This is a genomic window from Enterobacter sp. N5-15 (assembly GCF_057221635.1).
Genome location: NZ_CM170150.1, coordinates 4,408,701 through 4,427,165, shown reverse-complemented (window position 1 = coordinate 4,427,165; position 18,465 = coordinate 4,408,701). Strand labels below are relative to the sequence as shown.

Genomic DNA, 18,465 nt, shown 5'->3' with positions numbered 1-18,465 from the left:
GTCCTCATATTGTATGAGGTCGATTTATTACGTGTTTACGAAGCAAAAGCTAAAACCAGGAGCTATTTAATGGCAACAGTTAACCAGCTGGTACGCAAACCACGCGCACGCAAAGTTGCAAAGAGCAACGTGCCTGCGCTGGAAGCCTGCCCGCAGAAACGTGGCGTATGTACTCGTGTATATACCACCACTCCTAAAAAACCAAACTCCGCACTGCGTAAAGTATGCCGTGTGCGTTTGACTAACGGTTTCGAAGTGACTTCCTACATCGGTGGTGAAGGTCACAACCTGCAGGAACACTCCGTGATCCTGATCCGTGGCGGTCGTGTTAAAGACCTTCCGGGTGTTCGTTACCACACCGTTCGTGGTGCGCTCGACTGCTCAGGTGTTAAAGACCGTAAGCAGGCTCGCTCCAAGTACGGCGTGAAGCGTCCTAAGGCTTAATGGTTCTCCGTTAAGTAAGGCCAAACTGATTTATCTTAATGTCACACTAAACTCTTTGAGTTTTGGACAATCCTGAATTAACAACGGAGTATTCCCATGCCACGTCGTCGCGTCATTGGTCAGCGTAAAATCCTTCCAGATCCGAAATTCGGATCAGAACTGCTGGCAAAATTTGTAAATATCCTGATGGTAGATGGTAAAAAATCTACTGCAGAAGCAATCGTATACAGCGCGCTTGAGACCCTGGCTCAGCGTTCTGGTAAAAATGAACTGGAAGCTTTCGAAGTCGCTCTCGACAACGTTCGCCCAACTGTAGAAGTTAAGTCCCGCCGCGTTGGTGGTTCTACTTATCAGGTTCCAGTTGAAGTTCGTCCGGTTCGTCGTAATGCTCTGGCAATGCGTTGGATCGTTGAAGCTGCTCGTAAACGCGGTGATAAATCCATGGCTCTGCGTCTGGCGAACGAACTTTCTGATGCTGCAGACAACAAAGGTACTGCAGTTAAGAAACGTGAAGACGTTCACCGTATGGCAGAAGCCAACAAGGCGTTCGCACACTACCGTTGGTAATCCCTTCGGAGTATTAGTCACCAGGCGGGCGCTTCAGAGAAGCCGCCCGCTCTGGGTAACTTAACTGAACGCCTAAAGATATAAACGAGGAATCAAATGGCTCGTACAACACCCATCGCACGCTACCGTAACATCGGTATCAGTGCGCACATCGACGCCGGTAAAACCACTACTACCGAACGTATTCTGTTCTACACCGGTGTAAACCATAAAATCGGTGAAGTTCATGACGGCGCAGCCACCATGGACTGGATGGAACAGGAGCAGGAGCGTGGTATTACTATCACCTCCGCAGCGACTACTGCATTCTGGTCAGGTATGGCTAAGCAGTACGAACCGCATCGCGTAAACATCATCGACACCCCGGGCCACGTTGACTTCACCATCGAAGTAGAACGTTCCATGCGTGTTCTTGACGGCGCGGTAATGGTTTATTGCGCAGTTGGTGGTGTTCAGCCACAGTCTGAGACCGTATGGCGTCAGGCGAACAAATATAAAGTTCCACGCATCGCGTTCGTTAACAAAATGGACCGTATGGGTGCTAACTTCCTGAAAGTTGTTGGTCAGATCAAATCCCGTCTGGGCGCGAACCCTGTTCCGCTGCAGCTGGCTATTGGTGCTGAAGAAGGCTTCACCGGCGTTATCGACCTGGTGAAAATGAAAGCCATCAACTGGAACGATGCAGACCAGGGCGTTACCTTCGAATACGAAGATATCCCGGCTGAGATGCAGGACCTGGCTGACGAATGGCACCAGAACCTGATCGAATCCGCTGCTGAAGCTTCTGAAGAGCTGATGGAGAAATACCTGGGTGGTGAAGAACTGACTGAAGAAGAGATCAAAAAAGCTCTGCGTCAGCGCGTTCTGAACAACGAAATCATCCTGGTAACCTGTGGTTCTGCGTTCAAGAACAAAGGTGTTCAGGCGATGCTGGATGCGGTAGTTGACTACCTGCCATCCCCGGTTGACGTTCCTGCGATCAACGGCATCCTGGACGACGGTAAAGATACTCCGGCTGAGCGTCACGCAAGCGACGAAGAGCCATTCTCTGCACTGGCGTTCAAAATTGCTACCGACCCATTCGTGGGTAACCTGACCTTCTTCCGCGTTTACTCTGGTGTGGTTAACTCCGGTGACACCATCCTGAACTCCGTGAAAACGGCGCGTGAACGTTTTGGCCGTATCGTACAGATGCACGCTAACAAACGTGAAGAGATCAAAGAAGTTCGTGCGGGCGACATCGCTGCAGCTATCGGTCTGAAAGACGTGACTACTGGTGACACCCTGTGTGACCCAGATCACCCGATCATTCTGGAGCGTATGGAATTCCCTGAGCCGGTAATCTCCATCGCAGTTGAACCAAAAACCAAAGCTGACCAGGAAAAAATGGGTCTGGCTCTGGGCCGTCTGGCGAAAGAAGACCCATCATTCCGCGTATGGACTGATGAAGAATCTAACCAGACCATCATCGCTGGTATGGGTGAACTGCACCTGGACATCATCGTTGACCGTATGAAGCGTGAATTCAACGTTGAAGCGAACGTGGGTAAACCTCAGGTTGCTTACCGCGAAGCGATTCGCGCGAAAGTTACCGATGTTGAAGGTAAACACGCTAAGCAGTCTGGTGGTCGCGGTCAGTACGGTCACGTTGTGATCGACATGTACCCACTGGAGCCGGGCTCTAACCCGAAAGGTTACGAGTTCATCAACGACATCAAAGGTGGTGTAATTCCTGGCGAATACATCCCAGCCGTTGATAAAGGCATCCAGGAACAGCTGAAAGCGGGCCCGCTGGCTGGCTATCCGGTTGTTGACATGGGTGTTCGTCTGCACTTCGGTTCTTACCACGACGTTGACTCCTCTGAACTGGCGTTTAAACTGGCTGCGTCTATTGCCTTTAAAGAAGGCTTTAAGAAAGCAAAACCAGTTCTGCTTGAGCCAATCATGAAGGTTGAAGTAGAAACTCCTGAAGAGAACACCGGTGACGTTATCGGTGACTTGAGCCGTCGTCGCGGTATGCTGCGTGGTCAGGAATCCGAAGTAACTGGCGTTAAGATCCACGCTGAAGTTCCGCTGTCTGAAATGTTCGGATATGCAACTCAGCTGCGTTCTCTGACCAAAGGTCGTGCATCATACACCATGGAATTCCTGAAGTATGATGATGCGCCTAACAACGTTGCTCAGGCCGTTATTGAAGCCCGTGGTAAGTAATCCACAGGATTAAAACCTAAGTCCCGTGCTCTCTCCACAGGGGAGAGCACTATAGTAAGGAATATAGCCGTGTCTAAAGAAAAATTTGAACGTACAAAACCGCACGTCAACGTTGGTACTATCGGCCACGTTGACCATGGTAAAACTACCCTGACTGCTGCAATCACTACCGTTCTGGCTAAAACCTACGGTGGTTCTGCTCGTGCATTCGACCAGATCGATAACGCACCAGAAGAAAAAGCACGTGGTATCACCATCAACACTTCCCACGTTGAATATGACACCCCGACTCGCCACTACGCACACGTAGACTGCCCAGGCCACGCCGACTATGTTAAAAACATGATCACCGGTGCTGCGCAGATGGACGGCGCGATCCTGGTTGTTGCTGCGACTGACGGCCCAATGCCTCAGACTCGTGAGCACATCCTGCTGGGTCGTCAGGTAGGCGTTCCTTTCATCATCGTGTTCCTGAACAAATGCGACATGGTTGATGACGAAGAGCTGCTGGAACTGGTAGAGATGGAAGTTCGTGAACTGCTGTCTCAGTACGATTTCCCAGGCGACGATACCCCAATCGTTCGTGGTTCTGCTCTGAAAGCGCTGGAAGGCGAAGCTGAGTGGGAAGCGAAAATCATCGAACTGGCTGGCTTCCTGGATTCTTACATCCCAGAACCAGAGCGTGCGATTGACAAGCCATTCCTGCTGCCAATCGAAGACGTATTCTCCATCTCCGGTCGTGGTACCGTTGTTACCGGTCGTGTAGAGCGCGGTATCATCAAAGTTGGTGAAGAAGTTGAAATCGTTGGTATCAAAGAGACTGCTAAGTCTACCTGTACTGGCGTTGAAATGTTCCGCAAACTGCTGGACGAAGGCCGTGCTGGTGAGAACGTTGGTGTTCTGCTGCGTGGTATCAAACGTGAAGAAATCGAACGTGGTCAGGTTCTGGCGAAGCCAGGCTCAATCAAGCCACACACCAAGTTCGAATCTGAAGTGTACATCCTGTCCAAAGACGAAGGCGGCCGTCATACTCCGTTCTTCAAAGGCTACCGTCCACAGTTCTACTTCCGTACAACTGACGTGACCGGTACCATCGAACTGCCAGAAGGCGTAGAGATGGTAATGCCAGGCGACAACATCAAGATGGTTGTGACTCTGATCCACCCAATCGCGATGGACGACGGTCTGCGTTTCGCAATCCGTGAAGGCGGCCGTACCGTTGGTGCGGGCGTTGTTGCTAAAGTTCTGGGCTAATTAATTATCCCTGAATAAAAAAAGGACGCTTCGGCGTCCTTTTTTGTTTTCTGCCGTTCAGTCACTGTCACAAAATTTCGCATTTTTTGCCTGCTCCCGCCCCGTATTGTGGCGCTTGTGCTATTGTAATCATAACCATTCTCACTTACACTTTGCGCATAATTTGAACGGGAGTCTCTATGTACGTTTGTTTATGTAATGGTGTAAGCGACAAGAAAATACGTCAGGCCGTTCGCCAGTTTCAGCCTCAGTCATTTCAGCAGCTACGCAAATTTGTTCCGGTGGGAAATCAATGCGGTAAATGCGTACGTGCTGCGCGCGAGATCATGCAGGACGAATTGATGCAGATCCCGGAATACAAAGAGATCGCGTAAGCGCCCATCTTTTTTTTGACATCCCTGTAGCCCGATCTACGCTTCAATGAGTGGAAGCGGAGGGACTATATAATGAAAGGTGATGTTAAAATCATAAGTTATCTCAATAAATTATTGGGAAATGAGCTTGTCGCAATTAACCAGTACTTTCTTCACGCGAGAATGTTCAAAAACTGGGGGCTTAAACGTCTGAACGACGTTGAGTACCATGAATCGATCGATGAAATGAAGCACGCCGATAAATATATCGAGCGTATTTTATTCCTTGAAGGCATTCCAAACCTGCAGGTCCTCGGAAAGCTGGGCATCGGAGAAGATGTCGAAGAGATGCTGCGTTCCGACCTCAGGCTGGAGCTTGAAGGCGCCAAAGATCTCCGTGAAGCCATTGCCTACGCAGACAGCGTACATGACTACGTCAGTCGCGATATGATGATCCAGATCCTGGCCGATGAAGAAGGCCACATTGACTGGCTGGAAACGGAGCTGGACTTGATTGCTAAAATCGGCCTGCAGAACTACCTTCAGTCGCAGATTAAAGTGGAAGAGTAACCACCGTCTTCCAACCTACGCATAAACCCGCTGCTGCCAGAAATGGCCCAAAAGGCAGTGGGTTTTTTAATGCCCCTTTATCAGGGGTGAATAACGAAAACACAAGAATGCTGAGTAGCGCCATAAGCGCAGCGAGTAATGCCAGTGCAGGCAGTATGCACCAGCCATGCCACGCGCCAAGCGCCGCCAGGTATTTTACATCGCCATATCCCATCCCTTCACGCCGGCAGATAAACCGATATCCCCAGTAGATAACGGCAAAGCCGATATATCCAGCCATCGCACCCGCCACAGCACTCGGCAGAAAATCAGGATGGATACAGAGCTGAAAGAGCAGGCCCGACCATAGCAGCGGGCAGAGAAATTTATCGGGAAGCAGTCCGTAGCGAATATCTGCACGGACAAGAAAGGCCGTCAGCGAAAAATAGACCAGCAAAAAGGGGAGGGTGGTTAGCATGGAGATGGCCTCAAAAGGGTTTGAGCGCATACTCGTCATAAGCGGCCTGGCCGGCAATCGACAAAAACGACAATTGCGTAGGGGCTCGAGACAAAGCATTGAGAAGGGATACATTGCGTAAAAAGTTGCGCGCCCTTACGCATACTGCGCCTCAGGCGCTTAATTTCTAAACGGCACTTGCGTCTTGCCCAGATTTACGTATAATGCGCGGGCTTGTCGTAATTGACGGCGGGTTCAATCTGAACCAGAGTAGCTCACTTTGTTACTCAACAATGCTCCCAATTGGGGAGCTACGTAAGAACGGTTACACTCTCCCATCAATCGTAATGGGTTTGAGGAGTAATCATTTTCGTTTATAAAATAATTGGAGCTCTGGTCTCATGCAGAACCAAAGAATCCGTATCCGCCTTAAAGCGTTTGATCATCGTCTGATCGATCAATCAACCGCGGAAATCGTCGAGACTGCTAAGCGCACTGGTGCGCAAGTCCGTGGTCCGATCCCGCTGCCGACCCGCAAAGAGCGCTTCACCGTTCTGATCTCCCCGCACGTCAACAAAGACGCGCGCGATCAGTACGAAATCCGCACTCACAAGCGTCTGGTTGACATCGTTGAGCCAACTGAGAAAACCGTTGATGCTCTGATGCGTCTGGATCTGGCTGCCGGTGTAGACGTGCAGATCAGCCTGGGTTAATCAGGTCATCGAGCGATTGAGAGGTTGATACAATGATTGGTTTAGTCGGTAAAAAAGTGGGCATGACCCGCATCTTCACTGAAGATGGCGTTTCAATCCCAGTAACCGTAATCGAAGTTGAAGCAAACCGCGTTACCCAGGTTAAAGATCTGGCTAACGATGGCTACCGCGCTGTTCAGGTGACCACTGGTGCTAAAAAAGCTAACCGTGTAACCAAACCAGAAGCGGGTCACTTCGCTAAAGCTGGCGTAGAAGCTGGCCGTGGTCTGTGGGAATTCCGTCTTGCTGAAGGCGAAGAGTTCACCGTAGGTCAGGACATTAGCGTTGAGCTGTTTGCTGACGTTAAAAAAGTTGACGTAACCGGTACCTCTAAAGGTAAAGGTTTTGCTGGTACCGTTAAGCGCTGGAACTTCCGTACCCAGGACGCTACCCACGGTAACTCCTTGTCTCACCGCGTTCCGGGTTCTATCGGTCAGAACCAGACTCCGGGCAAAGTGTTCAAAGGCAAGAAAATGGCAGGTCAGCTGGGTAACGAACGTGTAACCGTTCAGAGCCTGGACGTAGTACGTGTTGACGCTGAGCGCAACCTGCTGCTGGTTAAAGGTGCAGTTCCGGGTGCAACCGGTAGCGACCTGATCGTTAAACCAGCTGTGAAGGCGTAAGGGGATAGCAATGGAATTAGTATTGAAAGACGCGCAGAGCGCGCTGACTGTTTCCGAAACTACCTTCGGTCGTGATTTCAACGAAGCGCTGGTTCACCAGGTTGTAGTTGCTTATGCAGCTGGTGCTCGTCAGGGTACTCGTGCTCAGAAGACTCGTGCTGAAGTAACTGGTTCTGGCAAAAAGCCATGGCGCCAGAAAGGTACCGGCCGTGCGCGTTCAGGTTCTATCAAGAGCCCGATCTGGCGTTCAGGTGGCGTGACCTTCGCTGCGCGTCCACAGGACCACAGTCAAAAAGTTAACAAAAAGATGTACCGCGGCGCGCTGAAAAGCATTCTGTCCGAACTGGTACGTCAGGATCGTCTGATCGTTGTCGAGAAGTTCTCTGTTGAAGCGCCTAAAACTAAGCTGCTGGCACAGAAACTGAAAGACATGGCTCTGGAAGATGTGCTGATCATCACCGGTGAGCTGGACGAGAACCTGTTCCTGGCCGCACGTAACCTGCACAAGGTTGACGTACGCGATGCGACTGGTATCGACCCGGTTAGCCTGATCGCCTTCGACAAAGTCGTAATGACTGCTGATGCTGTTAAGCAAGTTGAGGAGATGCTGGCATGATTCGTGAAGAACGTCTGCTGAAGGTGCTTCGCGCACCGCACGTTTCTGAAAAAGCGTCTACTGCGATGGAAAAAACAAACACCATCGTTCTCAAAGTTGCTAAAGACGCGACCAAAGCAGAGATCAAAGCTGCTGTGCAGAAACTGTTTGAAGTCGAAGTCGAAGTCGTTAACACCCTGGTCGTTAAAGGGAAAGTTAAACGTCACGGACAGCGTATCGGTCGTCGTAGCGACTGGAAAAAAGCTTACGTCACCCTGAAAGAAGGCCAGAATCTGGACTTCGTTGGCGGCGCTGAGTAAGTCGGAGGAGTAATACAATGGCAGTTGTTAAATGTAAACCGACATCTCCGGGTCGTCGCCACGTAGTTAAAGTGGTTAACCCTGAGCTGCACAAGGGCAAACCTTTTGCTCCGTTGCTGGAAAAAAACAGCAAATCCGGTGGTCGTAACAACAATGGCCGTATCACCACTCGTCACATCGGTGGTGGCCACAAGCAGGCTTATCGTATTGTTGACTTCAAACGCAACAAAGACGGTATCCCAGCAGTTGTTGAACGTCTTGAGTACGATCCGAACCGTTCCGCGAACATCGCGCTGGTTCTGTACAAAGACGGCGAACGCCGTTACATCCTGGCCCCTAAAGGCCTGAAAGCTGGCGACCAGATTCAGTCTGGCGTTGATGCTGCAATCAAAGCAGGCAACACCCTGCCGATGCGCAATATCCCGGTTGGCTCTACCGTTCATAACGTAGAAATGAAACCAGGTAAAGGCGGTCAGCTGGCACGTTCCGCTGGTACTTACGTTCAGATCGTTGCTCGTGATGGTGCTTATGTCACCCTGCGTCTGCGTTCTGGTGAAATGCGTAAAGTCGAAGCAGACTGCCGCGCTACTCTGGGCGAAGTTGGCAATGCTGAGCATATGCTGCGCGTTCTGGGTAAAGCAGGTGCTGCACGCTGGCGTGGTGTTCGTCCTACCGTTCGCGGTACTGCGATGAACCCAGTCGACCACCCACATGGTGGTGGTGAAGGTCGTAACTTTGGTAAGCACCCGGTAACTCCGTGGGGCGTTCAGACCAAAGGTAAGAAGACCCGCAGCAACAAGCGTACTGATAAATTTATCGTACGTCGCCGTAGCAAATAATTTTAGAGGATAAGCCATGCCACGTTCTCTCAAGAAAGGTCCTTTTATTGACCTGCACTTGCTGAAGAAGGTAGAGAAAGCGGTGGAAAGCGGAGACAAGAAGCCCCTGCGCACTTGGTCCCGTCGTTCAACGATCTTTCCTAACATGATCGGTTTGACCATCGCTGTCCATAATGGTCGTCAGCACGTTCCAGTCTTTGTTACCGACGAAATGGTTGGTCACAAACTGGGTGAATTCGCACCGACTCGTACTTATCGCGGCCACGCTGCTGATAAAAAAGCGAAGAAGAAATAAGGTAGGAGGAAGAGATGGAAACTTTAGCTCAACATCGCCATGCTCGTTCTTCTGCTCAGAAGGTTCGCCTTGTTGCTGACCTGATTCGCGGTAAGAAAGTGTCGCAGGCCCTGGACATCCTGACCTATACCAACAAGAAAGCTGCGGTATTGGTCAAGAAAGTACTGGAATCTGCCATTGCTAACGCTGAACACAACGATGGCGCTGACATCGACGATCTGAAAGTCGCGAAAATTTTCGTAGATGAAGGCCCAAGCATGAAGCGCATTATGCCGCGTGCGAAAGGTCGTGCAGATCGCATCCTGAAGCGCACCAGCCACATTACTGTGGTTGTGTCCGATCGCTGAGACTCTGGAGACTAGCAATGGGTCAGAAAGTACATCCTAATGGTATTCGCCTGGGTATTGTAAAACCATGGAACTCTACCTGGTTTGCGAACACCAAAGAATTCGCTGACAACCTGGACAGCGATTTTAAAGTACGTCAGTACCTGACTAAGGAACTGGCTAAAGCGTCTGTATCTCGTATCGTTATCGAGCGTCCAGCGAAGAGCATCCGTGTGACTATTCACACTGCTCGCCCTGGCATCGTTATCGGTAAGAAAGGCGAAGACGTAGAAAAACTGCGCAAGGTCGTAGCGGATATCGCTGGCGTTCCTGCACAGATCAATATCGCTGAAGTTCGTAAGCCTGAACTGGACGCTAAATTGGTTGCTGACAGCATCACTTCACAGCTGGAACGTCGTGTTATGTTCCGTCGTGCTATGAAGCGTGCTGTACAGAACGCAATGCGTCTGGGCGCTAAAGGTATCAAAGTTGAAGTTAGCGGCCGTCTGGGCGGCGCGGAAATCGCACGTACCGAATGGTACCGCGAAGGTCGCGTACCGCTGCACACTCTGCGTGCTGACATCGACTACAACACCTCTGAAGCGCACACCACTTACGGTGTAATCGGCGTTAAGGTATGGATCTTCAAAGGTGAGATCCTGGGTGGTATGGCTGCTGTTGAACAACCGGAAAAACCGGCTGCTCAACCTAAAAAGCAGCAGCGTAAAGGCCGTAAATAAGGAGCGTCGCTGATGTTACAACCAAAGCGTACAAAATTCCGTAAAGTGCACAAAGGCCGCAACCGTGGTCTGGCGCAGGGTACGGATGTTAGCTTCGGCACTTTCGGTCTGAAAGCTGTTGGCCGTGGTCGTCTGACTGCACGTCAGATCGAAGCAGCACGTCGTGCAATGACCCGTGCAGTTAAGCGTCAAGGTAAGATCTGGATCCGTGTATTCCCGGACAAACCGATCACCGAGAAGCCGCTGGAAGTTCGTATGGGTAAAGGTAAAGGTAACGTGGAGTACTGGGTTGCCTTGATCCAACCGGGCAAAGTCCTTTATGAAATGGACGGTGTTCCGGAAGAGCTGGCCCGTGAAGCCTTCGGCCTGGCAGCAGCGAAACTGCCTATCAAAACCACCTTTGTAACTAAGACGGTGATGTAATGAAAGCAAAAGAGCTGCGTGAAAAAAGCGTTGAAGAGCTGAACGCTGAGCTGCTGAACCTGCTGCGTGAGCAGTTCAACCTGCGTATGCAGGCTGCAAGTGGCCAGCTGCAACAGACTCACCTGCTGAAGCAAGTGCGTCGCAATGTTGCACGCGTTAAGACTTTACTGACTCAGAAGGCGGGTGCGTAATGACCGATAAAATCCGTACTCTGCAAGGTCGTGTTGTTAGCGACAAAATGGAGAAATCCATTGTTGTAGCTATCGAACGTATTGTGAAACACCCGATCTACGGTAAATTCATCAAGCGTACGACCAAACTGCACGTACATGACGAGAACAACGAATGTGGTATCGGCGACAAGGTTGAAATCCGTGAATGCCGTCCACTGTCCAAGACTAAGTCCTGGACGCTGGTTCGCGTTGTAGAGAAAGCGGTTCTGTAATACAGTACGCCTTCTCAATACGAATAAACGGCTCAGCGATGAGCCGTTTATTTTTTCTACCCATATTGCAGAAGCGGTGTTATAATGCCGCGCCCTCGATATGGGGCTTTTTAACGGCTCTGATTTTAGAGTCTCAGGTAGTAGTTGACATTAGCGGAGCACTAAAATGATCCAAGAACAGACTATGCTGAACGTCGCCGACAACTCCGGTGCACGTCGCGTAATGTGTATCAAGGTTCTGGGTGGCTCGCACCGTCGCTACGCAGGCGTAGGCGACATCATCAAGATCACCATCAAGGAAGCAATTCCACGTGGTAAGGTCAAAAAAGGTGATGTGCTGAAGGCGGTAGTGGTGCGCACCAAGAAGGGTGTTCGTCGCCCTGACGGTTCTGTCATTCGCTTCGATGGTAATGCATGCGTTATTTTAAACAATAACAGCGAGCAGCCTATCGGCACGCGTATCTTTGGGCCGGTAACTCGTGAACTTCGTACTGAGAAGTTCATGAAAATTATCTCTCTGGCACCAGAAGTACTCTAAGGAGCGAATCATGGCAGCGAAAATCCGTCGTGATGACGAAGTTATCGTGTTAACCGGTAAAGATAAAGGTAAACGCGGTAAAGTAAAAAATGTTCTGTCTTCCGGCAAACTTGTCGTTGAAGGTATCAACCTGGTTAAGAAACATCAGAAGCCGGTTCCGGCCCTGAACCAACCAGGCGGCATCGTTGAAAAAGAAGCTGCTATTCAGGTTTCTAACGTTGCAATCTTCAATGCGGCTACCGGCAAGGCTGACCGTGTAGGCTTTAGATTCGAAGACGGCAAAAAAGTCCGTTTCTTCAAGTCTAACAGCGAAACTATCAAGTAATTTGGAGTAGTACGATGGCGAAACTGCATGATTACTACAAAGACGAAGTAGTTAACAAACTCATGACTGAGTTTAACTACAATTCTGTCATGCAAGTCCCTCGGGTCGAGAAGATCACCCTGAACATGGGTGTTGGTGAAGCGATCGCTGACAAGAAACTGCTGGATAACGCAGCAGCTGACCTGACAGCAATCTCCGGTCAAAAACCGCTGATCACCAAAGCACGCAAATCTGTTGCAGGCTTCAAAATCCGTCAGGGCTATCCGATCGGCTGTAAAGTAACTCTGCGTGGCGAACGCATGTGGGAGTTCTTTGAGCGCCTGATCACTATTGCTGTTCCACGTATCCGTGACTTCCGTGGCTTGTCCGCTAAGTCTTTCGACGGTCGTGGTAACTACAGCATGGGTGTCCGTGAGCAGATCATCTTCCCAGAAATCGACTACGATAAAGTCGACCGCGTGCGTGGTTTGGATATTACCATTACCACTACTGCGAAATCTGACGAAGAAGGCCGTGCTCTGCTGGCTGCCTTTGACTTCCCGTTCCGCAAGTAAGGTAGGGTTACTGAATGGCTAAGCAATCAATGAAAGCACGCGAAGTAAAGCGCGTAGCTTTAGCTGATAAATTCTTCGCTAAACGCGCTGAACTGAAAGCGATCATTTCTGATGTGAACGCTTCCGACGAAGATCGTTGGAATGCGGTTCTCAAGCTGCAGTCTCTGCCGCGTGATTCCAGCCCGTCTCGTCAGCGTAACCGCTGTCGTCAAACAGGTCGTCCACATGGTTATGTGGGCAAGTTTGGGTTGAGCCGTATCAAACTGCGTGAAGCCGCTATGCGCGGTGAAGTGCCAGGCTTGAAAAAGGCTAGCTGGTAATTACCAATTGAATCACGGGAGTAAAGACAGATGAGCATGCAAGATCCGATCGCGGATATGCTGACCCGTATCCGTAACGGTCAGGCCGCGAACAAAGTTGCGGTCACCATGCCTTCCGCCAAGCTGAAAGTGGCAATTGCCAACGTGCTGAAGGAAGAAGGTTTTATCGAAGATTTTAAAGTTGAAGGCGACACCAAGCCGGAACTGGAACTTACTCTCAAGTATTTCCAGGGTAAAGCTGTTGTAGAAAGCATTCAGCGTGTCAGCCGCCCAGGTCTGCGCATCTATAAGAAAAAAGATGAGCTGCCGAAAGTTATGGCTGGTCTTGGTATCGCAGTTGTTTCTACCTCTAAAGGTGTTATGACTGATCGTGCAGCGCGCCAGGCTGGTCTTGGTGGCGAAATTATCTGCTACGTAGCCTAATCGGAGGAAAGAATGTCTCGTGTTGCTAAAGCACCGGTCGTTATTCCTGCCGGCGTTGATGTAAAAATCGACGGTCAGGTTATTACGATCAAAGGTAAAAACGGCGAGCTGACTCGTACCCTCAACAAAGCTGTTGAAGTTAAACATGCAGATAACGCTCTGACCTTCGGTCCACGTGATGGTTTCGTGGATGGATGGGCTCAGGCTGGTACCGCGCGTGCCCTGCTGAACTCAATGGTTGTTGGTGTTACCGAAGGCTTCACTAAAAAGCTTCAGCTGGTTGGTGTAGGTTATCGTGCAGCTATCAAAGGGAATGCAGTAGGCCTGTCTCTGGGCTTCTCACACCCTGTTGAGCATCCGCTGCCGGCCGGTATCACTGCAGAATGTCCGACTCAAACTGAAATCGTGCTGAAAGGCGCTGATAAACAGCTGATCGGTCAGGTTGCAGCAGATCTGCGCGCCTACCGTCGTCCTGAGCCTTATAAAGGCAAGGGTGTTCGTTACGCCGACGAAGTCGTGCGTACCAAAGAGGCTAAGAAGAAGTAAGGTAACACTATGGATAAGAAATCTGCTCGTATCCGTCGTGCGACCCGCGCACGCCGCAAGCTCAAAGAGCTGGGTGCAACTCGCCTGGTGGTACATCGTACCCCGCGTCATATTTACGCACAGGTAATTGCACCGAACGGTTCTGAAGTTCTGGTAGCTGCTTCTACTGTAGAAAAAGCTATCTCAGAACAATTGAAGTACACCGGTAACAAAGACGCCGCTGCAGCTGTAGGTAAAGCTGTTGCAGAACGCGCTCTGGAAAAAGGCATCAGCAATGTTTCCTTTGACCGTTCCGGGTTCCAATATCATGGTCGTGTCCAGGCACTGGCAGATGCTGCCCGTGAAGCTGGCCTTCAGTTCTAAGGTAGAGGTGTAAGATGGCTCACATCGAAAAACAGGCTGGCGAACTGCAGGAAAAGCTGATCGCGGTAAACCGCGTATCTAAAACCGTTAAAGGTGGTCGTATTTTCTCCTTCACAGCTCTGACTGTAGTAGGCGATGGTAACGGTCGCGTTGGTTTTGGTTACGGTAAAGCGCGTGAAGTTCCAGCAGCGATCCAGAAAGCGATGGAAAAAGCCCGTCGCAATATGATTAACGTCGCGCTGAACAACGGCACCCTGCAGCACCCAGTTAAAGGTGTTCACACGGGTTCTCGTGTATTCATGCAGCCAGCTTCAGAAGGTACCGGTATCATCGCCGGTGGTGCAATGCGCGCCGTTCTGGAAGTTGCTGGGGTTCATAACGTTCTGGCCAAAGCATATGGTTCCACCAACCCGATCAACGTGGTTCGTGCAACTATTGATGGCCTGGAAAATATGAATTCTCCAGAAATGGTCGCTGCCAAGCGTGGTAAATCCGTTGAAGAAATTCTGGGGTAATTGACCATGGCAAAGACTATTAAAATCACTCAAACCCGCAGTGCAATCGGTCGTCTGCCGAAACACAAGGCAACGCTGCTTGGCCTGGGTCTGCGTCGTATTGGTCATACCGTTGAGCGCGAGGATACTCCTGCTGTTCGTGGTATGGTCAACGCGGTTTACTTCATGGTTAAAGTTGAGGAGTAAGAGATGCGTTTAAATACTCTGTCTCCGGCCGAAGGCTCTAAAAAGGCGGGTAAACGCCTGGGTCGTGGTATCGGTTCTGGCCTCGGCAAAACCGGTGGTCGTGGTCACAAAGGTCAGAACTCTCGTTCTGGCGGTGGCGTACGTCGCGGTTTCGAGGGTGGCCAGATGCCACTGTACCGTCGTCTGCCGAAGTTCGGCTTCACCTCTCGCAAAGCAGCGATCACAGCGGAAATCCGTCTGTCTGACCTGGCGAAAGTTGAAGGCGGCGTTGTAGACCTGAACACGCTGAAAGCAGCAAACATTATCGGTATCCAGATCGAGTTCGCGAAAGTGATCCTGGCTGGTGAAGTTTCTACTCCGGTAACTGTTCGTGGCCTGCGTGTTACTAAAGGTGCTCGTGCTGCTATCGAAGCTGCTGGCGGTAAAATTGAGGAATAAGTAGCAGATGGCTAAGCAACCGGGATTAGATTTTCAAAGTGCCAAAGGTGGATTTGGCGAGCTGAAACGCAGACTGCTGTTTGTTATCGGCGCGCTGATTGTGTTCCGTATTGGCTCTTTTATTCCGATCCCTGGTATCGATGCCGCTGTACTTGCCAAACTGCTTGAGCAACAGCGAGGCACCATCATTGAAATGTTCAACATGTTCTCTGGTGGTGCTCTCAGCCGTGCTTCTATCTTCGCATTGGGTATTATGCCGTACATTTCGGCATCTATTATTATCCAGCTGCTGACGGTCGTTCATCCGGCCCTGGCAGAGTTGAAGAAAGAAGGGGAGTCTGGACGTCGTAAGATTAGTCAGTACACCCGTTACGGTACTCTGGTGCTGGCAATATTCCAGTCGATCGGTATTGCTACCGGTTTGCCGAATATGCCTGGTATGCAGGGCCTGGTGTTAAACCCGGGCTTTGCATTCTACTTCACCGCTGTTGTAAGTCTGGTCACAGGGACTATGTTCCTGATGTGGCTCGGCGAACAGATTACTGAGCGTGGTATCGGTAACGGTATCTCAATCATTATCTTCGCCGGTATTGTTGCGGGCCTCCCGCCAGCCATCGCCCATACTATCGAGCAAGCGCGTCAAGGCGACCTGCACTTCCTCCTGTTGCTGTTGGTTGCAGTATTAGTATTTGCAGTGACGTTCTTTGTTGTCTTCGTTGAACGTGGTCAACGCCGCATTGTGGTGAACTACGCTAAACGTCAGCAGGGTCGTCGTGTCTATGCTGCACAGAGCACACATTTACCGCTGAAAGTGAACATGGCGGGGGTTATCCCGGCTATCTTCGCTTCCAGTATTATTCTGTTCCCGGCAACCATCGCGTCATGGTTCGGGGGCGGTACTGGTTGGAACTGGCTGACAACAATTTCGCTGTATTTGCAGCCTGGGCAACCACTTTATGTGTTACTCTATGCGTCTGCGATCATCTTCTTCTGTTTCTTCTACACGGCGTTGGTCTTCAACCCGCGTGAAACAGCAGATAACCTGAAGAAGTCCGGTGCATTTGTACCAGGAATTCGTCCGGGAGAGCAAACGGCGAAGTATATCGATAAAGTAATGACTCGCCTGACTTTGGTTGGTGCGCTTTATATTACTTTTATCTGCCTGATCCCGGAGTTCATGCGTGATGCAATGAAAGTACCGTTCTACTTCGGTGGGACCTCACTGCTTATCGTTGTTGTCGTGATTATGGACTTTATGGCTCAAGTGCAAACTCTGATGATGTCCAGTCAGTATGAGTCTGCATTGAAGAAGGCGAACCTGAAAGGCTACGGCCGCTAAATGGTCGCCTGAGAAGTTACGGAGAGTAAAAATGAAAGTTCGTGCTTCCGTCAAGAAATTATGCCGTAACTGCAAAATCGTTAAGCGTGATGGTGTCATCCGTGTGATTTGCAGTGCCGAGCCGAAGCATAAACAGCGCCAAGGCTGATTATTTCGCATATTTTTCTTGCAAAGTTGGGTTGAGCTGGCTAGATTAGCCAGCCAATCTTTTGTATGTCTGTACGTTTCCATTTGAGTATCCTGAAAACGGGCTTTTCAGCATGGTGCGTACATATTAAATAGTAGGAGTGCATAGTGGCCCGTATAGCAGGCATTAACATTCCTGATCAGAAACATGCTGTGATCGCATTAACTTCGATCTACGGCGTCGGCAAGACCCGTTCTAAAGCCATTCTGGCTGCAGCGGGTATCGCTGAAGATGTTAAGATCAGTGAGCTGTCTGAAGAACAAATCGACACGCTGCGTGACGAAGTTGCCAAATTTGTCGTTGAAGGTGATCTGCGCCGTGAAATCAGCATGAGCATCAAGCGCCTGATGGATCTTGGTTGCTATCGCGGTTTGCGTCATCGTCGTGGTCTGCCAGTGCGCGGTCAGCGTACTAAGACCAACGCACGTACCCGTAAGGGTCCGCGCAAACCGATCAAGAAATAATCGGGGTGATTGAATAATGGCAAAGGCACCAGTTCGTGCACGTAAACGTGTAAGAAAACAAGTCTCTGACGGCGTGGCTCATATCCATGCTTCTTTCAACAACACCATCGTTACTATTACTGATCGTCAGGGTAACGCATTGGGTTGGGCAACAGCCGGTGGTTCCGGTTTCCGTGGTTCTCGCAAATCCACTCCGTTCGCAGCTCAGGTTGCAGCAGAGCGTTGCGCAGAAGCCGTAAAAGAATACGGCATCAAGAATCTGGAAGTTATGGTTAAAGGTCCGGGTCCGGGTCGTGAATCTACTGTTCGCGCTCTGAACGCCGCTGGTTTCCGCATCACGAATATTACTGATGTGACTCCGATCCCTCATAACGGTTGTCGTCCGCCGAAAAAACGTCGCGTATAACGCTCCGTTTTTTAGGTTAGTTGGAGATAGAAAATGGCAAGATATTTGGGTCCTAAGCTCAAGCTGAGCCGTCGTGAGGGCACCGACTTATTCCTTAAGTCTGGCGTTCGCGCGATCGATACCAAGTGTAAAATTGAACAAGCTCCTGGCCAGCACGGTGCGCGTAAACCGCGTCTGTCTGACTATGGTGTGCAGTTGCGTGAAAAGCAAAAAGTTCGCCGTATGTACGGTGTGCTGGAGCGTCAGTTCCGTAACTACTATAAAGAAGCAGCACGTCTGAAAGGCAACACAGGTGAAAACCTGCTGGCTCTGCTGGAAGGTCGTCTGGACAACGTTGTATACCGTATGGGCTTCGGCGCTACTCGTGCTGAATCACGTCAGCTGGTTAGCCACAAAGCAATCATGGTAAACGGTCGTGTTGTTAACATCGCTTCTTATCAGGTTAAAGCGAATGACGTTGTTAGCATTCGTGAGAAAGCGAAAAAGCAATCTCGCGTGAAGGCCGCTCTGGAGCTGGCTGAGCAGCGTGAAAAGCCAACCTGGCTGGAAGTTGATGCTGGCAAGATGGAAGGTACGTTCAAGCGTCAGCCAGAACGTTCTGATCTGTCTGCGGACATTAACGAACACCTGATCGTCGAGCTTTACTCCAAGTAAAGCTTAGTACCAAA

The 18,465-nt window shown here is 50.4% G+C and carries 33 protein-coding genes; 32 read left to right on the top strand and 1 reads right to left on the bottom strand.

Annotated features, from left to right (window positions below; genetic code table 11):
* Nucleotides 1-69 precede the first annotated feature (69 nt).
* The 6 genes from rpsL (at nucleotide 70) to bfr (ending at nucleotide 5,399) form a co-directional block, all read left to right on the top strand.
* Nucleotides 70-444, top strand: a complete 375-nt coding sequence (gene rpsL / locus AC2TE5_RS21005; RefSeq protein WP_000246815.1) for a 30S ribosomal protein S12 — start codon at nucleotides 70-72, stop codon at nucleotides 442-444.
* A 96-nt stretch (nucleotides 445-540) separates the two neighbouring features.
* Entirely contained in the window at nucleotides 541-1,011 is a 471-nt protein-coding gene (gene rpsG, locus AC2TE5_RS21000; protein ID WP_004106370.1) for a 30S ribosomal protein S7, read from the top strand.
* Nucleotides 1,012-1,107: 96 nt separating this feature from the next.
* The gene (fusA, locus tag AC2TE5_RS20995; protein ID WP_063144212.1) at nucleotides 1,108-3,222 is read left to right on the top strand and encodes an elongation factor G; all 2,115 of its coding nucleotides are present in this window, start codon (nucleotides 1,108-1,110) and stop codon (nucleotides 3,220-3,222) included.
* Nucleotides 3,223-3,291: 69 nt separating this feature from the next.
* Complete coding sequence (tuf, locus tag AC2TE5_RS20990) at nucleotides 3,292-4,476, top strand: elongation factor Tu (RefSeq protein ID WP_014068448.1); 1,185 nt, start codon at nucleotides 3,292-3,294, stop codon at nucleotides 4,474-4,476.
* 179 nt (nucleotides 4,477-4,655) lie between these two features.
* On the top strand, nucleotides 4,656-4,850 hold the full coding sequence (gene bfd, locus AC2TE5_RS20985) for a bacterioferritin-associated ferredoxin (RefSeq protein WP_008503493.1): 195 nt from the start codon (nucleotides 4,656-4,658) through the stop codon (nucleotides 4,848-4,850).
* Nucleotides 4,851-4,922: 72 nt separating this feature from the next.
* Nucleotides 4,923-5,399: a bacterioferritin gene (gene bfr / locus AC2TE5_RS20980; protein WP_484612296.1), complete on the top strand. Its 477-nt coding sequence runs from the start codon at nucleotides 4,923-4,925 to the stop codon at nucleotides 5,397-5,399.
* Here the strand turns inward: bfr and AC2TE5_RS20975 are convergent.
* Complete coding sequence (locus AC2TE5_RS20975; protein ID WP_484612295.1) at nucleotides 5,383-5,856, bottom strand: prepilin peptidase; 474 nt, start codon at nucleotides 5,854-5,856, stop codon at nucleotides 5,383-5,385. The genes bfr and AC2TE5_RS20975 overlap by 17 nt on opposite strands.
* A 380-nt stretch (nucleotides 5,857-6,236) precedes the next feature.
* Here AC2TE5_RS20975 and rpsJ point away from each other — a divergent pair, with 380 nt between their 5' ends.
* The 26 genes from rpsJ to rpsD all read left to right on the top strand — a co-directional run bounded on the left by rpsJ (nucleotide 6,237) and on the right by rpsD (nucleotide 18,451).
* Nucleotides 6,237-6,548 (top strand): 30S ribosomal protein S10, encoded by a 312-nt coding sequence (rpsJ, locus tag AC2TE5_RS20970; protein ID WP_001181005.1) that lies wholly within the window; start codon nucleotides 6,237-6,239, stop codon nucleotides 6,546-6,548.
* A gap of 32 nt (nucleotides 6,549-6,580) precedes the next feature.
* Nucleotides 6,581-7,210 carry a 50S ribosomal protein L3 gene (gene rplC / locus AC2TE5_RS20965; protein WP_006178923.1) on the top strand — a complete coding sequence of 210 codons (630 nt, stop codon included), beginning with the start codon at nucleotides 6,581-6,583 and terminating at the stop codon, nucleotides 7,208-7,210.
* A gap of 10 nt (nucleotides 7,211-7,220) precedes the next feature.
* Nucleotides 7,221-7,826, top strand: a complete 606-nt coding sequence (rplD, locus tag AC2TE5_RS20960) for a 50S ribosomal protein L4 (protein ID WP_000424395.1) — start codon at nucleotides 7,221-7,223, stop codon at nucleotides 7,824-7,826.
* Nucleotides 7,823-8,125, top strand: coding sequence for a 50S ribosomal protein L23 (rplW, locus tag AC2TE5_RS20955; protein ID WP_000617546.1), 303 nt, complete (start codon nucleotides 7,823-7,825; stop codon nucleotides 8,123-8,125). Before rplD ends, rplW begins: the two co-directional genes overlap by 4 nt.
* A gap of 17 nt (nucleotides 8,126-8,142) precedes the next feature.
* Entirely contained in the window at nucleotides 8,143-8,964 is an 822-nt protein-coding gene (gene rplB, locus AC2TE5_RS20950; RefSeq protein WP_000301859.1) for a 50S ribosomal protein L2, read from the top strand.
* Nucleotides 8,965-8,980: 16 nt separating this feature from the next.
* Nucleotides 8,981-9,259 (top strand): 30S ribosomal protein S19, encoded by a 279-nt coding sequence (gene rpsS / locus AC2TE5_RS20945; protein WP_001138117.1) that lies wholly within the window; start codon nucleotides 8,981-8,983, stop codon nucleotides 9,257-9,259.
* A gap of 14 nt (nucleotides 9,260-9,273) precedes the next feature.
* Nucleotides 9,274-9,606 (top strand): 50S ribosomal protein L22, encoded by a 333-nt coding sequence (gene rplV, locus AC2TE5_RS20940; RefSeq protein WP_002919773.1) that lies wholly within the window; start codon nucleotides 9,274-9,276, stop codon nucleotides 9,604-9,606.
* Between the two features lie 17 nt (nucleotides 9,607-9,623).
* Nucleotides 9,624-10,325, top strand: a complete 702-nt coding sequence (gene rpsC / locus AC2TE5_RS20935) for a 30S ribosomal protein S3 (protein WP_000529945.1) — start codon at nucleotides 9,624-9,626, stop codon at nucleotides 10,323-10,325.
* Between the two features lie 12 nt (nucleotides 10,326-10,337).
* Nucleotides 10,338-10,748: a 50S ribosomal protein L16 gene (gene rplP / locus AC2TE5_RS20930; RefSeq protein ID WP_002919759.1), complete on the top strand. Its 411-nt coding sequence runs from the start codon at nucleotides 10,338-10,340 to the stop codon at nucleotides 10,746-10,748.
* Nucleotides 10,748-10,939, top strand: coding sequence for a 50S ribosomal protein L29 (gene rpmC / locus AC2TE5_RS20925; RefSeq protein WP_003863282.1), 192 nt, complete (start codon nucleotides 10,748-10,750; stop codon nucleotides 10,937-10,939). The genes rplP and rpmC overlap by 1 nt, the downstream gene beginning before the upstream one ends.
* Nucleotides 10,939-11,193, top strand: a complete 255-nt coding sequence (rpsQ, locus tag AC2TE5_RS20920; RefSeq protein ID WP_008503489.1) for a 30S ribosomal protein S17 — start codon at nucleotides 10,939-10,941, stop codon at nucleotides 11,191-11,193. Before rpmC ends, rpsQ begins: the two co-directional genes overlap by 1 nt.
* A 166-nt stretch (nucleotides 11,194-11,359) precedes the next feature.
* Nucleotides 11,360-11,731, top strand: coding sequence for a 50S ribosomal protein L14 (gene rplN / locus AC2TE5_RS20915; protein ID WP_002919748.1), 372 nt, complete (start codon nucleotides 11,360-11,362; stop codon nucleotides 11,729-11,731).
* Nucleotides 11,732-11,741: 10 nt separating this feature from the next.
* Nucleotides 11,742-12,056, top strand: coding sequence for a 50S ribosomal protein L24 (gene rplX, locus AC2TE5_RS20910; RefSeq protein ID WP_003863287.1), 315 nt, complete (start codon nucleotides 11,742-11,744; stop codon nucleotides 12,054-12,056).
* A 14-nt stretch (nucleotides 12,057-12,070) separates the two neighbouring features.
* Nucleotides 12,071-12,610 (top strand): 50S ribosomal protein L5, encoded by a 540-nt coding sequence (rplE, locus tag AC2TE5_RS20905; protein ID WP_001096206.1) that lies wholly within the window; start codon nucleotides 12,071-12,073, stop codon nucleotides 12,608-12,610.
* A 14-nt stretch (nucleotides 12,611-12,624) separates the two neighbouring features.
* A complete protein-coding gene (rpsN, locus tag AC2TE5_RS20900; RefSeq protein WP_003863291.1) occupies nucleotides 12,625-12,930 on the top strand; it encodes a 30S ribosomal protein S14 in 306 nt (101 codons plus the stop codon).
* 30 nt (nucleotides 12,931-12,960) lie between these two features.
* The gene (gene rpsH, locus AC2TE5_RS20895; RefSeq protein ID WP_006178918.1) at nucleotides 12,961-13,353 is read left to right on the top strand and encodes a 30S ribosomal protein S8; all 393 of its coding nucleotides are present in this window, start codon (nucleotides 12,961-12,963) and stop codon (nucleotides 13,351-13,353) included.
* A gap of 12 nt (nucleotides 13,354-13,365) precedes the next feature.
* A complete protein-coding gene (rplF, locus tag AC2TE5_RS20890) occupies nucleotides 13,366-13,899 on the top strand; it encodes a 50S ribosomal protein L6 (RefSeq protein WP_003863296.1) in 534 nt (177 codons plus the stop codon).
* Between the two features lie 9 nt (nucleotides 13,900-13,908).
* Complete coding sequence (rplR, locus tag AC2TE5_RS20885) at nucleotides 13,909-14,262, top strand: 50S ribosomal protein L18 (protein ID WP_003863297.1); 354 nt, start codon at nucleotides 13,909-13,911, stop codon at nucleotides 14,260-14,262.
* Nucleotides 14,263-14,276: 14 nt separating this feature from the next.
* Complete coding sequence (gene rpsE / locus AC2TE5_RS20880; RefSeq protein WP_003863299.1) at nucleotides 14,277-14,777, top strand: 30S ribosomal protein S5; 501 nt, start codon at nucleotides 14,277-14,279, stop codon at nucleotides 14,775-14,777.
* A gap of 6 nt (nucleotides 14,778-14,783) precedes the next feature.
* Entirely contained in the window at nucleotides 14,784-14,963 is a 180-nt protein-coding gene (gene rpmD / locus AC2TE5_RS20875) for a 50S ribosomal protein L30 (protein ID WP_003863301.1), read from the top strand.
* Between the two features lie 3 nt (nucleotides 14,964-14,966).
* Nucleotides 14,967-15,401 carry a 50S ribosomal protein L15 gene (gene rplO, locus AC2TE5_RS20870; RefSeq protein ID WP_003863304.1) on the top strand — a complete coding sequence of 145 codons (435 nt, stop codon included), beginning with the start codon at nucleotides 14,967-14,969 and terminating at the stop codon, nucleotides 15,399-15,401.
* A gap of 7 nt (nucleotides 15,402-15,408) precedes the next feature.
* Nucleotides 15,409-16,740: a preprotein translocase subunit SecY gene (gene secY, locus AC2TE5_RS20865; RefSeq protein ID WP_003863305.1), complete on the top strand. Its 1,332-nt coding sequence runs from the start codon at nucleotides 15,409-15,411 to the stop codon at nucleotides 16,738-16,740.
* 31 nt (nucleotides 16,741-16,771) lie between these two features.
* On the top strand, nucleotides 16,772-16,888 hold the full coding sequence (gene rpmJ, locus AC2TE5_RS20860; RefSeq protein ID WP_000868187.1) for a 50S ribosomal protein L36: 117 nt from the start codon (nucleotides 16,772-16,774) through the stop codon (nucleotides 16,886-16,888).
* Nucleotides 16,889-17,034: 146 nt separating this feature from the next.
* Nucleotides 17,035-17,391 (top strand): 30S ribosomal protein S13, encoded by a 357-nt coding sequence (gene rpsM, locus AC2TE5_RS20855; RefSeq protein WP_003863308.1) that lies wholly within the window; start codon nucleotides 17,035-17,037, stop codon nucleotides 17,389-17,391.
* A 16-nt stretch (nucleotides 17,392-17,407) separates the two neighbouring features.
* Nucleotides 17,408-17,797 (top strand): 30S ribosomal protein S11, encoded by a 390-nt coding sequence (gene rpsK, locus AC2TE5_RS20850; protein WP_003863312.1) that lies wholly within the window; start codon nucleotides 17,408-17,410, stop codon nucleotides 17,795-17,797.
* A gap of 33 nt (nucleotides 17,798-17,830) precedes the next feature.
* On the top strand, nucleotides 17,831-18,451 hold the full coding sequence (gene rpsD / locus AC2TE5_RS20845; protein ID WP_004868345.1) for a 30S ribosomal protein S4: 621 nt from the start codon (nucleotides 17,831-17,833) through the stop codon (nucleotides 18,449-18,451).
* The last annotated feature ends 14 nt before the right edge of the window (nucleotides 18,452-18,465 follow it).

What these genes read in the sequence shown, in the direction of transcription:
- rplB (WP_000301859.1), top strand. Translation starts at nt 8,143, where the DNA reads ATGGCAGTTGTTAAATGTAAACCGACATCTCCGGGTCGTCGCCACGTA.
- rplR (WP_003863297.1), top strand. Translation starts at nt 13,909, where the DNA reads ATGGATAAGAAATCTGCTCGTATCCGTCGTGCGACCCGCGCACGCCGC.
- rplF (WP_003863296.1), top strand. Translation starts at nt 13,366, where the DNA reads ATGTCTCGTGTTGCTAAAGCACCGGTCGTTATTCCTGCCGGCGTTGAT.
- rplD (WP_000424395.1), top strand. Translation starts at nt 7,221, where the DNA reads ATGGAATTAGTATTGAAAGACGCGCAGAGCGCGCTGACTGTTTCCGAA.
- rpsQ (WP_008503489.1), top strand. Translation starts at nt 10,939, where the DNA reads ATGACCGATAAAATCCGTACTCTGCAAGGTCGTGTTGTTAGCGACAAA.
- rpsC (WP_000529945.1), top strand. Translation starts at nt 9,624, where the DNA reads ATGGGTCAGAAAGTACATCCTAATGGTATTCGCCTGGGTATTGTAAAA.
- rpsN (WP_003863291.1), top strand. Translation starts at nt 12,625, where the DNA reads ATGGCTAAGCAATCAATGAAAGCACGCGAAGTAAAGCGCGTAGCTTTA.
- rplP (WP_002919759.1), top strand. Translation starts at nt 10,338, where the DNA reads ATGTTACAACCAAAGCGTACAAAATTCCGTAAAGTGCACAAAGGCCGC.
- rpsH (WP_006178918.1), top strand. Translation starts at nt 12,961, where the DNA reads ATGAGCATGCAAGATCCGATCGCGGATATGCTGACCCGTATCCGTAAC.
- rplN (WP_002919748.1), top strand. Translation starts at nt 11,360, where the DNA reads ATGATCCAAGAACAGACTATGCTGAACGTCGCCGACAACTCCGGTGCA.
- rplE (WP_001096206.1), top strand. Translation starts at nt 12,071, where the DNA reads ATGGCGAAACTGCATGATTACTACAAAGACGAAGTAGTTAACAAACTC.
- rplW (WP_000617546.1), top strand. Translation starts at nt 7,823, where the DNA reads ATGATTCGTGAAGAACGTCTGCTGAAGGTGCTTCGCGCACCGCACGTT.
- rpsJ (WP_001181005.1), top strand. Translation starts at nt 6,237, where the DNA reads ATGCAGAACCAAAGAATCCGTATCCGCCTTAAAGCGTTTGATCATCGT.
- bfr (WP_484612296.1), top strand. Translation starts at nt 4,923, where the DNA reads ATGAAAGGTGATGTTAAAATCATAAGTTATCTCAATAAATTATTGGGA.
- AC2TE5_RS20975 (WP_484612295.1), bottom strand. Translation starts at nt 5,856, where the DNA reads ATGCTAACCACCCTCCCCTTTTTGCTGGTCTATTTTTCGCTGACGGCC.
- rplO (WP_003863304.1), top strand. Translation starts at nt 14,967, where the DNA reads ATGCGTTTAAATACTCTGTCTCCGGCCGAAGGCTCTAAAAAGGCGGGT.
- bfd (WP_008503493.1), top strand. Translation starts at nt 4,656, where the DNA reads ATGTACGTTTGTTTATGTAATGGTGTAAGCGACAAGAAAATACGTCAG.
- rpsS (WP_001138117.1), top strand. Translation starts at nt 8,981, where the DNA reads ATGCCACGTTCTCTCAAGAAAGGTCCTTTTATTGACCTGCACTTGCTG.
- fusA (WP_063144212.1), top strand. Translation starts at nt 1,108, where the DNA reads ATGGCTCGTACAACACCCATCGCACGCTACCGTAACATCGGTATCAGT.
- rpmC (WP_003863282.1), top strand. Translation starts at nt 10,748, where the DNA reads ATGAAAGCAAAAGAGCTGCGTGAAAAAAGCGTTGAAGAGCTGAACGCT.
- rpsD (WP_004868345.1), top strand. Translation starts at nt 17,831, where the DNA reads ATGGCAAGATATTTGGGTCCTAAGCTCAAGCTGAGCCGTCGTGAGGGC.
- rpmD (WP_003863301.1), top strand. Translation starts at nt 14,784, where the DNA reads ATGGCAAAGACTATTAAAATCACTCAAACCCGCAGTGCAATCGGTCGT.
- rpmJ (WP_000868187.1), top strand. Translation starts at nt 16,772, where the DNA reads ATGAAAGTTCGTGCTTCCGTCAAGAAATTATGCCGTAACTGCAAAATC.
- rpsK (WP_003863312.1), top strand. Translation starts at nt 17,408, where the DNA reads ATGGCAAAGGCACCAGTTCGTGCACGTAAACGTGTAAGAAAACAAGTC.
- rplC (WP_006178923.1), top strand. Translation starts at nt 6,581, where the DNA reads ATGATTGGTTTAGTCGGTAAAAAAGTGGGCATGACCCGCATCTTCACT.
- secY (WP_003863305.1), top strand. Translation starts at nt 15,409, where the DNA reads ATGGCTAAGCAACCGGGATTAGATTTTCAAAGTGCCAAAGGTGGATTT.
- rplX (WP_003863287.1), top strand. Translation starts at nt 11,742, where the DNA reads ATGGCAGCGAAAATCCGTCGTGATGACGAAGTTATCGTGTTAACCGGT.
- rplV (WP_002919773.1), top strand. Translation starts at nt 9,274, where the DNA reads ATGGAAACTTTAGCTCAACATCGCCATGCTCGTTCTTCTGCTCAGAAG.
- rpsE (WP_003863299.1), top strand. Translation starts at nt 14,277, where the DNA reads ATGGCTCACATCGAAAAACAGGCTGGCGAACTGCAGGAAAAGCTGATC.
- rpsG (WP_004106370.1), top strand. Translation starts at nt 541, where the DNA reads ATGCCACGTCGTCGCGTCATTGGTCAGCGTAAAATCCTTCCAGATCCG.
- rpsL (WP_000246815.1), top strand. Translation starts at nt 70, where the DNA reads ATGGCAACAGTTAACCAGCTGGTACGCAAACCACGCGCACGCAAAGTT.